Below are 14,013 nucleotides of genomic sequence, written 5' to 3' on the forward strand. Positions count from 1 at the left end.
GTTCGTTAGGGCTGGATATACCACCCGCCAAGCCTTACTACCTGTAGCTCTACTAGTTAGGGACAAGGGACCTGTCCCCATGACCCACAAAAAGAGGGGAAGGTGCAAGTTGTTATTTAATTCGTTTGAATTTATTTTCTTTTTTTTACCTATTGTTTTTTTGGTATATTTTTATCTTAATAAAAGGAAACTCGTGTTGCCGGCTAAGCTGTGGTTAGTGTGCAGTTCACTTTTTTTCTATAGCTGGTGGAATGTTCTGTACTTGCCACTTATTCTTTCTTCCATGGTCATAAATTACTTTATCGGCCGGAAATTAGGTGCGAGCACAACATTCGTTAACCGTAAGGGCTTATTGGTGCTCGGAATCGTTTTTAATGTCGGGCTACTAGGATATTATAAATATTCGGATTTTTTTCTAGCGAATGTCAATTACTTTTTCTCTACCAACATGGCGCTGCTTAATTTAGTGCTTCCTTTGGCGATTAGTTTTTTCACTTTTCAGCAGATTGCCTATCTAGTAGATGCCTATAAAAAGGAAACTAAGGAATACAACTTTTTGAACTATGCGTTATTTGTTAGCTTTTTTCCACAATTAATCGCAGGGCCTATTGTGCACCATAAAGAAATGATGCCACAGTTTGCAAGTAATCGAAACAAACTTATAAATTATAAAAACATTGGCCTTGGCATTTTTATTTTTTCTATTGGTCTATTCAAAAAAGTCGTCATTGCCGATACCTTTGCAGTCTGGGCCACAGCCGGCTTTGATACGACAGAGTTATTGACCCTTTTTGAAGCATGGGCGGTTTCACTATCCTATACTTTTCAAATTTATTTTGACTTTAGTGGGTACACCGATATGGCGATCGGAATCGCACTGTTATTTAACATCCAGCTCCCTCTTAACTTTAACTCGCCATATAAGGCGTTGAATATCCAGGATTTTTGGAAAAGGTGGCATATGACACTTGGTCGCTTTTTAACCACCTATATCTATATCCCTCTTGGTGGAAATCGAAAAGGGAAGCGCAGAACTTATATTAATATACTTTTGGTATTTCTTATCAGCGGGTTCTGGCATGGGGCAGGATGGACATTTGTCTTTTGGGGGCTATTACACGGAATTGCTATGATGATAAACCGCTACTGGAAATCATTTAACATGAAAATGAATGCAATCCTTGCCTGGTTTATTACATTTAATTTTGTAAATGTTGCCTGGGTTTTCTTTAGAGCGGAGACATGGGAAGATGCGATAAAAGTTGTAAAAGGAATGGCAGGTTTATCAGGAGTGGAAATTCCTACAGAAATCATCCCCTATAGCATTTTAGCTAAAATCAATGCACTCGGACTTGACGTTGCCATCATCTCATCGTTCGGGGCTTCTATAGGAAAAAAAGCGGTATTGGCAATCATACTCGGATTTGTTGTGGTTCTTTTTTTCAAAAATTCGGTACAAATAGTGCGGAATGCGAAGCTAAACTGGATTCATGCTCATTTTGTCATTGCCTTGTTTTGCTTCACTGTCCTTTATATGTTGTATTTCGTAGTGGAAACGGAATTCCTCTACTTTAACTTTTAGCAGCGCTAGTAATGGATATTTTTGATATTTGGGATGTTTTTGCTGGTGAATGGAACTGCTGGCGAAGGGTGAATTTGCTATGAGGAGGAGAAGCCTCCACAGCCAGTCTTGGAAGGATTTCGAGAGTCGAGCGGTGCACATATCCGAAAGAATCCGTTAGGTTTACCAAAGAGTTTACCTTTGAAGGAGTTTTTTAATGAAGCAGCATAAAAAGTTTGTTCTATATACTGTGGGAATCAGTGTCTTCATTATTTTTGCTCATTTAATTGTGATGGAGACTTTTGCAAGGAATGTACTGGTTCCTAATGATACCGTGCATATGAAAGAAAAGTTGATTTTGGACAGAAAAGAAGAAATAACCATAATAGGCTTGGGGGATTCCCATGTAGGAAACGACCTTTACTTGAGGGAGAATGGTTTTAATCTTGGCAGGGGAGGAGACACGACGCCAATTATGTATTTTAAATTAAAGTGGCTGATTGAAAACGATGTGAATGTAGAGCATTTATTGCTGCAGATGGATTATCACATTTTCTCCTACTACCGAACGCAGCCAGGCAATCATGTGAAAAACTACTACCATATTATTGACGAACCGGTAGATTCAGAACTTGGAGACTATCCCTCTGCTAATACATTTTTTGGAGATAATTTTATCTTCTACTCTTTGCTGGACGTCTATTCTCCCATCATTCACAAAACCTTTCTGAATTATCTAAAGGGAGACTTCACGAAGCCTGATGTTTCCTACAATGGCCAACTATCGACAGATTACGATTGGACAGTGCTTGATGAGGAAGATAGAATTGCATCTGCAGAAAGTAGAACAGCAGGGACTCTGTACAACCAATATTTAATAAGTGAAAAACTGGTCCACTATTACGAAAAGATTATCGAACTTGCACAACAGAATAACATCAAAGTAACGCTGATAAGATACCCTCTTGCCAACGAATATTTAGATCTAGTAAACGAGGAAGTCGAAACAGAATTTAATGAACTGCTGAGCAGAATCGAAAATAAGTACAACCTGAAGACATTAGACTACAGGTATATCTTTCAAGAAAAGCAAAACTACTTTATTGACCAAGACCATCTCAACAATACCGGCGCAAAAGAACTCGGCAAAGTGATTGAAAGTGAATTGTAGAGAGGGGGTCGGGGGGACTGGTCCCTCGACCCAATTCCTCGACCGAGATTATAAAGGTTTGATTAATGTCATCCGCAAGAAGAGGCAGTTATCTGCCTCTTCTTACGTCCAAAGTTGCGTCTTAAATTATTATCGGGAGCGGGTGGGACAAGGGACCTGTCCCCAAAACCCACTATGTACTAAACCAATAAAAATCGCTAAAATAAGGGAAGAGATTACTGGGACAAGGAATCTGTCCCCTAGGAGGTTCGAAATGTTTAAGTTTGGTGGTGCGGTGCCGATTTTGGCTATTGTGATTCCTTGTTATAATGAAGAGGAGGTTCTGCAGGAAACGACAGCGAGAATTAGCTTGGTTATGGAGAATTTGATTACCGATCAGCTAGTTTCTCCTGAGAGCAAAATTCTTTATGTGGACGATGGAAGTGCAGATCGGACATGGAAGATTATAGAAGAGCAGAGCCAAGAGAATTGGTATGTTAAGGGCTTGAAGCTCGCAGGTAATGTTGGTCATCAAAATGCTCTGTTGGCTGGATTAAAAGTGGCAAGTGAGCATTCGGATTGTGTAATTTCAATAGATGCTGATCTTCAGGATGATATTACAGTTATCAAAGAGTTTATCCTTAAATTTCATGAAGGCAATGATATTGTTTACGGTGTTAGAGAGGATCGGACGACGGATAGCTTTTTTAAAAAGAATACGGCTCAGCTCTATTATAGACTAATGGCTGCTATGGGGGTGAACCTAGTCTATAACCATGCTGATTATCGGTTGCTTAGCCACAGGGTCCTTACCCAATTAAGCCAATTTCAAGAATCCAATTTGTTTTTGCGGGGTATTATTCCACTTATTGGATTTAAATCCACCAAGGTTTATTATAAACGGCACGAGCGGTTTGCCGGGGAGTCTAAATATCCGCTGAAAAAAATGCTTTCTTTTGCAATGGAAGGGATAACTTCCTTTAGTGTGACGCCCATTCGCATTTTAACCGTAATCGGGATATTCTTTTTGCTATTAAGCATGGGTACAAGTGTCTATTCACTGGTCCAAAAAATTCAGGGACAGACCGTTTCAGGCTGGACATCGTTAATGCTATCGATATGGTTTATAGGAGGCATTCAACTGATGGGGCTAGGATTAATAGGGGAGTATATTAGTAAAATATATATGGAAGTCAAAAAGCGTCCCAAATATCATATTGATATTGATCAATATTCTTTTGCAAAAGAAAATGCAGATAAATCAAACCATTCACCTATAGGCAGTCAAAGTGAGAGGTAGATTAAATAACAGCTTCATCCGCTTTTTATTGGTAGGTATCATCAATACAGTGGTAGGCTTGTCCAGCATGTACCTCTTATTGAATGTCTTTCATCTTAACTATTGGATATCAACTTTTGTAGGCAACTCTATTGGGGCCATTGTTAGCTATCTGTTAAATAGATCTTTTACATTTAAAAGTAGTGCTGGTCATTTCACTAGTTTCCCAAGGTTTATTTTCGTGATCTTGATTTGTTATTTTCTTTCCTACAGGGCGGGCTTATTTCTCACCCATGCGACTCTAACAGGACTGGGGTACGGGGGGAATCAGCATCTTGAGGAGAATATTGCCATTCTAATTGGGACAGGTTTATATACGATACTCAATTATCTTGGACAAAAATATTTTGTGTTTCATTCAAACAATAAATAAACAAATGTGTACATAGGTGGAGGAATACTGTGAATCGAAAGCATATCCAACAGCATAAACAACATTATCTTATCTTTTTTTCCATTATACTGGTGGCGTTCCTTTTGCGGATAGTTGGTACAGATTTTGCAGCACCACTTATTACCGAATCCGATGAAGGAGCCATCATCAAGCCAGTCCTACATATGACGACAAATATGACATTAGATCCAAATATGTACAATCGTCCGGATCATATTATGATTTACCTTAATTTTGTCATCTTAAATATTTTAAGCTTTTTAAAATTCGGCAGTTCGGTGGCAACCAGCTTTCAGGAGAATGCCTTTTTCTTCTATCATTCTGCACGCATGGTTACTGCCGTATTGGGGACTGTCAGCATATTTATCGTTTACTTGATTGGAAACGAATTTAAAAAGAAGTTCGGGCTCGTGGCAGCCGCTTTGTTTGCTGTTTTCCCGTCCTATGTTCACCATTCTCATTATGTATCGCCTGATGTTCCGATTACCCTTTTTACGTTAATCATCATCTTCGCCTGTATCAGATTCCTGAAAACGCAAGAACGAAAGTATCTTCTATTGGGGACTTTTTTCTGTGCCGTCAATACAGCCGAAAAATACCCAGGGCTTACTTCCACTGTAATGATCGGGCTTGTTTTAACGATGGTTGCAATCCCCTCTATTCGAGAGGATTTCTGGAAGGGCGTTGCACATCTTTCTAAAAAATATGTGATGTATGCAGGTGTCTTCTTATTCTCCTTATTTCTTGTGGCACCTAATATTTTCATCGAATATGGAAAAGTAATCGAAGCCCTTGTGCGTGAAAGTCGTTCGAACCATTTAGGCGCTGATGGACTTGGCTGGCTCGGGAATATGCTCTATTATTTTAAAATGTATTTCAATATGTCTGGTATTATTTTACTATTATTTTCCCTAGTCGGTTTGCTAATTGTTATTAAAAAGAGAGAAATAATTGCGCTTCCCTTATTCTTCGGAGGCTTCTATTTTATTTTAATCAGTTACTTGCCGCTGCATTGGGAAAGATGGGCGTTACCGATGTATGTTACTCCCTTACTGATTGGCGCCTATGGAATCCGTTCTGTTTATGATTACGTAAAGCAACGGCAGATTGGAAGGGTTGGTTATCTTCTAAGTCTTGCTGTCATTGCAATTACAATGTTCACTGATTCAGCTTTGGAAACTTACCGGAAAACTTGGACCGACACGCGCGTGGCAGCCTATGAATATAGTAAAAACAACGGAATCGAACCGGCCAATACATTGTTTGAGGGATATACACCCTTTAAACCGGACTATCCAACGCGTATCTTTGACCATTATCCAACCGAAAAGGAATATATCATGCTCTCATCTAGCATGTATAACCGATTCTATAAAGAAGAGGGAAGATACCCGGAATACGTCCAGTTCTATGAAACAATAAGAAAAGAAAACGAGCATATCATCACCTTCCAACCGCAAATACTAAAAATACCAGTCGGCAATGCGGCATACAAAGTTACCTACAAAACCGAAGCAACCCGACTACTCGAAACAGGAAGGCTCCTTAAACAACTCATAAAAACCCGAAACCACCTCGACGGCCCCCAAGTCGAAATCTATCAAGTGGGTTTTGGGGACAGGTCCCTCGTCCCAGGGTGGGACAAGGGGACAGGTCCCTCGACCCACCTGAGTGGGACAGAGTACCTGTCCCACCGACCCTTGCAGGAATTTCATTGTTTGTGTAGAACTTCTTAAGTTGGAAACAGTATTACTCCCCTTAGTTATCAACCGATTATTATGTAACTCCACTTGATTCCCTAAATTTTAATTCCTCTACTGTTATCACCCAATCTTTAATTCGTTTGAAAGATAAGTTCTTTAATTTAGCTTGAGCCTGTACATGGGTATTTTGTGTGGAGGGGGTAGTAACTTCATTCCATTCAGTAAGGAGGGACCCGGGAAAATTTATAACCGTTTGAGAATTTAGGGGAGGCTGTTCACCTGAATAAAATGGAGGTGATTATTTTCATGCCAAGGCAAGCACGGAAGAGAAGCAAAAGCGGCATCTACCATATCATCATGAGAGGAATTAACAAGCAAACCATTTTCGAGGAGGAACATGACAAGCAAAGGTTTCTAGTAACGGTGGCAAAGTATAAGAAAATAAGTAATTTTGAGCTTTATAGCTACTGTTTAATGGACAACCATATACATCTTTTAATGAAGGAGTCAGAGGAGGAAAGCATTTCAGACGCATTAAAAAGGATTAATTCAAGCTATGTTTATTGGTACAATGCTAAATACGAGAGATGTGGTCATCTGTTCCAAGAAAGATTCAAAAGCGAAAACGTAGAAACCGAAGATTACTTTTTTACCGTTCTACGATACATTCATCAAAACCCCATTAAGGCAGGATTGTCGAACACTGTTTTTGAGTACAAGTGGACAAGTTTTCATGAGTATTTCAACCAATCTTGCATAGTCGACACAGAGGAAGTCCTACAACTCTTTTCCCCAAATCGAAAAACTGCGATGGAAATATATATTACCTACATGCAACAATCCAATGAAGATCAATGCCTCGAAGATTATGGAAAGATCAGAAGAAGTGATAGCGAAATAATAGCTTTATTAACCGATTACCTGGGAATACCCAATATCTCAACCTTACAAAAAACGGAAAAAGATAAGCGGGACGCTGCATTGGCAGAACTTAAACAAGTCAACGGTGTCACTATAAGGCAGTTGGCAAGGATTACAGGATTATCAAGAAGTGTTATACAGCGGATTTGAGAATTTCCCTTCTCTTTCTTTTTATCCCAAGAAAACAAATGACGGGACAGTGTACCTGTCCCCGCGACCCAGTGTTATCACGCACTCATCTTCAATTTAGAGCTTTGGCTGATTGCTTTTAAGATGAATAATTTATCTGGCGCGGTTAGCATTCTCCAACTTTTCACTTTAATCTTCATAAGAGTCTCTCCTTTTAATTTTTTGTATGTTGTTGGTTAATCGTCTTGATGAAGATCTATAATAGTAAAATACCCCCTTAAACCCAGTATAAACAACAAAAATTCCAACATTTTCCGCACGAAAACAAGGAGAATTTGACGGTTTTTGGGTTTTGGGGACAGGTCCCTTGTCCCGATGTTCTATTAATCATTGAATCTGGTAAAATTTATTAATATAGTAAAAAAAAACTAAGCTTATAAGCAGAGGAGTATAGTATGTTTTTCGAAAAATTCTGTTTTTTCTGCAATGAGAAAACAAATCAATATTATACTTATAAAGAAATGAAAAAAAACCTTTCGTTGCAACTTAAGTAAAACATATGTAGAGCGCAGAGCATTTGTGAAACTCTAGTAATCTCTCATGCTAAATATCTTTACTAGCCGAGAAGTGGGTGGATACTTCACAAAGCAGCAGAAACGTAACGCTAAACAAGAAAATTGGGACGAGGGACCTGTCCCTCCGACCCAAAAAAAACATTGATTAATCAAAAAATTAGTAGTATCTTAGTTATAAGCGTTATGATAGCGTTTGCATTATTTAATAGTTTTATAGGAGTGGGGAGTTTTTACTAGATTGTGCAACTTTGTGCAAACGGTTTCATCTCCTTAAAAATTTTATGTTTGTGCAAACGGTTTCGCAATTTATAGCAAATGAAAGGGGTAAAGTGATGAAAAGGAAGCCTTATCAAAAAGGAATGGCAATACTATTATCGGTTCTCTTAGTTGTGTCGATGTTTTCCGGATACATACCGAGTGCAGTTGCAGAAACAACGGAAAACCGACATATCAGCTTGTCCTATGAACGAGCGGATGGGAATTATGAAGGCTGGAACCTGTGGGTTTGGGGGACAGGCGCAAAGAATGACCAGATTGATTATACAGAAGTAAGAGATGGAAAAGCGATTTTCAACATTGAAGTTGGACCAGATACAGACGAGGTAGGATTTGTGATCCGCCGAGGTACTGGCTGGGATGAAAAGGATTTTGATGGAGACCGTTTTATCACGGTAAGCAAATCAGATTCGATTACGAAGGTACATGTGAAAAGTGGCGAAGCGGAATTTTTTACAGTCCCTGATGTTAGTGCACCGAAAGTGGAAGATGGCAATGCTCACTTCTTTTTCCGCGATAAAGAATTATTTGCACAAAATGAAATGAATCTCGTAGAAAAAGTCGAGCTTCAAATAGCAGAAAATAGATATGAGATGACAGCTGAAAGCGAAAATGAGCGTTTTTCTTACACGCTAAACGACGTACCGGCTGGTGAGCATGAATATACTTATTTTGTTACAGTCGATGGCGTAACAACGGAAGTAACCGACCCTTATAATACAGTGGACGGAAAATCCGTGTTAACTTATCAAGTTTCAGAAGTAGAGGTTTCAGCAAAAGTGGAGCCTGCTGCCGTGAACTATAACGAAAATGCAGTAGTAACCGTGGATCTTGGCGGAGAAGAGGACACCGAACCGGAAACAGCAATTCGCGAAATGTTTATCAACTTGACTGCAATTGGTGGGGCGGAAAAAGTTGCAATCGACCCAGAGCTCAATGAATTAACAGTGGCTGTTGATCAACGTGTGACAGCTGGCATGAAAACTTTGCCGATTGTGGCGATTGACGAATTTGGAAACCGTCATGAAGGGGAAGCGACTCTTGAAGTGAAAGCCCGTACCTTTACGGGAGAAGAAGCGGATTTTGACTGGGATGAAGCAGTGGTTTACTTTATGCTAACCGATCGTTTCTTTGATGGAGACGCTTCAAACAATGACCCTTATGGTATTAACTATGACAAAACTAAGTCAGGCACATACCAAGGTGGAGATTTTAAAGGAATTACACAAAAATTAGACTATCTAGATGAGCTTGGTATAAATACGATCTGGATTAATCCAATCGTAGAGAATATTAAACATGATGTAAGATATACAGAAGATCCAGAGACACCTTATTACGCTTACCACGGATATTGGGCCAATAACTTTGGTGAATTAAACCCTCACTTCGGTTCCATGGCAGATTTCCATCAACTGATTGATGAAGCGCATAACCGCGGTATAAAAATCATGGTGGATGTAGTATTGAATCATACTGGATATGGATTAAAAGCAAGTGATGCTGGCAACGGCCATATCCCTAATTTTCCTACAGATGAAGACCGTGCCCGCTTTGATGGCATGCTTCGCAGTGGTGGATCGGATACGGTTCGCGGGGAATTAGCTGGTTTACCTGATTTTATTACGGAAGATTCAGCAGTACGTGACCAAATTGTCCAATGGCAGGTAGATTGGATCGAAAAGTCCAAGACTGCTAATGGCAATTCAATCGATTATTTCCGTGTAGATACCGTGAAACACGTAGAAGATACCACATGGATGGCTTTTAAAAATGAACTAACGAAAAAAATGCCGGAGTTTAAGCTAATCGGTGAGTCATGGGGAGCAAACGTAAACGATGACCAAGGTTACTTGAATACCGGAATGATGGATTCCTTGTTGGACTTTGATTTTAAAAATTATGCAAGTGATTTTGCAAACGGCCAATTGGATGCTGTTCAATCTAAATTGGAAAACCGTAATGCAGCACTATCTAACGGTGCAACACTTGGGCAGTTCCTAGGAAGTCATGATGAAGACAGATTTTTTGAGCGAGTAAATGGTGACCTGGGTAAATATCAGGTGGCAGCCTCTCTTCAATTAACATCCAAAGGACAACCGGTTATCTATTATGGGGAAGAACTTGGTTTACCAGGTAAAAATGATTACCCTTACTATACGAACCGACAAAACATGCCTTGGGACGAAGTTGAAGGCAATGAAGTATTAGCTCATTATCAAAAACTTTTAGCATTTAGAAATGATCATTCCGACCTTTTTGCAAAAGGAGATCGCACAAAGGTGGCGGGCTCTGACAGCGAAGAGTATCTTCTATTCTCTCGTAGCCATCAAGAGGAGGAAGTTTATGTAGGTTTGAACACTTCCACAGCAGAACAGGAAGTGGAAATAGATTTTGATTTAGCATATGCGAATGTAACCGACCATTATGGAGAAAAAACGTATACTACTTCTGCGGACGGAACAGTTACGATTTACCTTCCGGCGATGGAAGATGGCGGTACCGTGTTACTTACAGTTGAAAATGGAACCGTACCTGGGGAAGAACCGGGAGATACCGGCGAAATCGGAGAGAACACGCTTCGTATCCACTATCAAAGAACGGACAATAGCTACGAAAACCTCGGTCTATGGTTATGGGGAGACGTTGCTGCTCCTTCTGAAAATTGGCCAACAGGCGGAACACCTTTTACAGCAGAGCAAGTAACAAACTATGGTGCATACGTGGATGTTGAATTAAACTCCGATGCACAGGAAATTGGCTTCTTGGTTCTAAATAGAACCAATGGAGACAAAGATGGCGGCGATAAAGTTTTAGAATTATTCTCCCCAGATCTTAATGAAATTTGGATCAAACAAGGTTCAGATGAAGTGTTTTTATACGAACCAGCTGAACTGCCGGAAGATACCGTGCGAATCTATTATGATCGCCAAAACGATGATTATGATGGATGGGCATTGTGGAATTGGGGCGATGTAGAAGCACCATCAGACGGTGAGTGGCCTAAAGCTGCAACAGATGCAGCTGGAATTGGTAAATTTGGTGCTTATTATGATATTAAACTAGTAGAAAATGCAGAAGAAATAGGCTTCCTTTTTGTTAATAAAGAAACAGGAGCACAAACAGGAGACATGAAATTCGAAATGTTGAATGAGTATAAAACATTATTTGTAAGAGAAGGAGAAGATAAAGTGTACACAGATCCTTATGGTGCGGTACCAATCGCCCTTATATCAGGTGAAGTGCTTTCCGACAAGCTTATCACTCTTCTTTTCTCAAAAAATGAAGGGCTAGATGTAGAAGAGCTGGCACAACAGATTTCGATTAAAGACGTGGATGGAAATGATGTAGAGTTTTCCCATGTCACGCTTCAAGGGGAACGAGGGGTTCATATTCATGGAACATTTGACCTTGATAAAATCCCTTACACCATCACTTACGGAGAGCGTACGATTTCGGTCAAATCCGGCTGGAGACTGATTGATAAAATGTACGGTTATGATGGAAAGCTTGGGGCAGAACTGCATGAAGATGGTTCCGCTACATTAAAATTATGGTCTCCAAAAGCGGATGAAATCTCTGTTGTCTTATATGATAAAGACGACCAGAATACTGTGGTAGATACAATCGCCATGACTAAAGGCGATCGTGGAGTTTGGTCAGTAACGCTTTCAGTCGAAAACACTGGCTTAAGCAGTTTAAGAGGTTACTATTATCACTATGAAATCGTGCATGGAGACGAAACAAAGCTTGCATTAGATCCTTATGCAAAATCCATGGCAGCTTGGAACAATGAGGCGGGAGACCCTGTTGGGAAAGCAGCCATCGTGGACATTTCGTCTATTGGACCGGAATTAGACTATGCAACAATTCCAGGCTATGAAAAAAGAGAAGACGCGATTATTTACGAGGTTCATGTACGTGACTTTACCTCTGATCCTAATATAGGTGAGGAATTAAAAGCACAATTCGGAACGTTTGCTTCCTTTGTGGAAAAGCTGGATTATATTGAAGAGATGGGTGTCACACACATTCAACTTCTGCCGGTAATGAGCTATTTCTTCAGCAACGAGTTGGCTAATGACGAAAGAATGCTGGATTATGCTTCTACCCAAACAAACTATAACTGGGGTTACGACCCACACAGTTATTTCTCTCTATCTGGTATGTACTCGGAGAATCCGAATGACCCAGAATTGAGAATAAAAGAGTTCAAAAATCTTATTGCAGAAATTCACAAGCGTGACATGGGAGTAGTCCTTGATGTGGTGTACAACCATACTGCGCAAGTATCTATCTTTGAGGATCTTGTACCAAATTACTATCACTTTATGGATGCTGATGGTACCCCAAGAACAAGCTTTGGCGGGGGACGCCTTGGTACGACTCATAAAATGGCAAGAAAAGTACTTGTTGATTCCATTCTTCACTGGGTGGACGAGTATAAAGTAGACGGCTTCCGCTTTGACATGATGGGGGACCATGATGCAGAAAGCATTCAAATGGCTTTTGACAAAGCGAAGGAACTTAACCCGAATATCGTCATGATTGGCGAGGGCTGGGTAACATTTGCAGGCGATGAAGGTGAGCCTGTTCAAGCGGCTGACCAACAGTGGATGCAATATACCGAAGCGGTTGGAAGCTTCTCTGATGAAATTCGTAATGAATTAAAATCAGGTTTCGGCAGCGAAGGACAACCACGCTTCCTAACAAATGGAGCACGAAACATTCAGCAGATTTTTGATAACATTAAAGGACAGCCACATAACTTTACAGCCGATCAACCAGGCGATGTGGTTCAGTATATTGCAGCACATGATAACTTAACGTTGTACGACGTTATTGCACAGTCGATTCAAAAAGATCCAGATATTCCAGAAAATAACCTGGAAATTCATAAGCGCATTCGAATTGGGAATAGTATGATCCTGACTTCCCAAGGGACAGCATTCCTGCACGCTGGCCAGGAATATGGTCGTACGAAACAGTGGAGAGCGGAAGCGGATGAACCTCCTTACAAGTCAACCTACATGACAGACAAGGACGGAAACCCATTCCAATATCCATACTTTATCCATGATTCTTATGATTCATCGGATATCATTAACCGAATCGATTGGGAAAAAGCAACAAACGAAGAACTATATCCAATCAACAATGTGACAAGAGAATACACAGCAGGACTAATCGAATTACGTCGTTCTACTGACGCGTTCCGATTAGGTTCTAAAGAATTGGTAGATTCAAATGTTACATTGCTTGCGGCACCTGAAATGGAAGATCAGGACCTAGTAGTTGCTTATCGAAATGTGGCGACAAATGGCGATGTCTACTATGTATTTGTCAACGCGGATACAGAAGCTCGAACATTAACAATGGAAGAAGACTTAACAGATGCAACGGTAGTTGTCGACCAAGATGAAGCAGGCGTGAAGGAAGTTTCTGAAAGAACTGGACTTAACTTGACTGCTAGTGATATCACAATCGACCCACTGACTACAATTGTTATAAAAGTAAGTGCTGAGGGAGAAAACCCAGGCGAAGGAGACGGCGAAACCCCAGGTGATGGAGACGGTGAAACTCCGGGTGATGGAACTCCTAAAGAAGATGGTAAAGAAAAAGAAGACAAAAAGTCAGATAAAGAAGAGAAGAAGTCCAATAAAGAATCCAAAGCAGGCGACAAAGCAGCTGACAAACAAGAAGGTAATAAATTACCAAAAACAGCTACCTCGCTGTACAACTGGATGCTATTAGGATCCATGATGATCGTCTTTGGCGGCGTATTTATGGCGAGAAGATTAATTAAGAAGAGTGAATAAAAGGGGCCTGCCCCCCATTACTGTAATGCGTTAAAGTGTTTGATTGATGGAAGAAGAGCATGGCGATAGGTGCCATGCTCTTTTTTTATTGTGAAATTTTGTTATTTGCAGGTGTCTGGTTCAAACAGCTTATAATGCTCAAAACT

At 40.2% G+C, this 14,013-nt stretch carries 7 protein-coding genes; all 7 read left to right on the plus strand.

Going from position 1 to position 14,013, the window contains the following annotated elements; translation table 11 throughout:
* Nucleotides 1-109 precede the first annotated feature (109 nt).
* The 7 genes from K9B36_RS06540 (at nt 110) to K9B36_RS06570 (ending at nt 13,867) form a co-directional block, all read left to right on the plus strand.
* Nucleotides 110-1,582, plus strand: a complete 1,473-nt coding sequence (locus tag K9B36_RS06540) for an MBOAT family O-acyltransferase (protein ID WP_223701218.1) — start codon at nt 110-112, stop codon at nt 1,580-1,582.
* Between the two features lie 196 nt (nt 1,583-1,778).
* Nucleotides 1,779-2,732, plus strand: coding sequence for a DUF1574 family protein (locus tag K9B36_RS06545; RefSeq protein WP_223701219.1), 954 nt, complete (start codon nt 1,779-1,781; stop codon nt 2,730-2,732).
* A gap of 253 nt (nt 2,733-2,985) precedes the next feature.
* Nucleotides 2,986-4,011: a glycosyltransferase family 2 protein gene (locus K9B36_RS06550; protein WP_223701220.1), complete on the plus strand. Its 1,026-nt coding sequence runs from the start codon at nt 2,986-2,988 to the stop codon at nt 4,009-4,011.
* A complete protein-coding gene (locus K9B36_RS06555) occupies nt 4,001-4,423 on the plus strand; it encodes a GtrA family protein (RefSeq protein ID WP_223701221.1) in 423 nt (140 codons plus the stop codon). Before K9B36_RS06550 ends, K9B36_RS06555 begins: the two co-directional genes overlap by 11 nt.
* A 29-nt stretch (nt 4,424-4,452) precedes the next feature.
* Nucleotides 4,453-6,180, plus strand: coding sequence for an ArnT family glycosyltransferase (locus K9B36_RS06560; protein WP_223701222.1), 1,728 nt, complete (start codon nt 4,453-4,455; stop codon nt 6,178-6,180).
* Nucleotides 6,181-6,453: 273 nt separating this feature from the next.
* Nucleotides 6,454-7,218, plus strand: coding sequence for a transposase (locus K9B36_RS06565; RefSeq protein WP_223701223.1), 765 nt, complete (start codon nt 6,454-6,456; stop codon nt 7,216-7,218).
* 886 nt (nt 7,219-8,104) lie between these two features.
* Entirely contained in the window at nt 8,105-13,867 is a 5,763-nt protein-coding gene (locus K9B36_RS06570; protein WP_223701224.1) for a pullulanase, read from the plus strand.
* The last annotated feature ends 146 nt before the right edge of the window (nt 13,868-14,013 follow it).

The sequence above is a fragment of the Sutcliffiella deserti genome (assembly GCF_020037475.1).
GTDB classification, from domain to species: domain Bacteria; phylum Bacillota; class Bacilli; order Bacillales; family Bacillaceae_I; genus Sutcliffiella_A; species Sutcliffiella_A deserti.

Excerpts from the sequence above, each read along its gene's own strand:
- K9B36_RS06545 (WP_223701219.1), top strand. The coding sequence starts at position 1,779 with ATGAAGCAGCATAAAAAGTTTGTTCTATATACTGTGGGAATCAGTGTC.
- K9B36_RS06550 (WP_223701220.1), top strand. The coding sequence starts at position 2,986 with ATGTTTAAGTTTGGTGGTGCGGTGCCGATTTTGGCTATTGTGATTCCT.
- K9B36_RS06565 (WP_223701223.1), top strand. The coding sequence starts at position 6,454 with ATGCCAAGGCAAGCACGGAAGAGAAGCAAAAGCGGCATCTACCATATC.
- K9B36_RS06570 (WP_223701224.1), top strand. The coding sequence starts at position 8,105 with ATGAAAAGGAAGCCTTATCAAAAAGGAATGGCAATACTATTATCGGTT.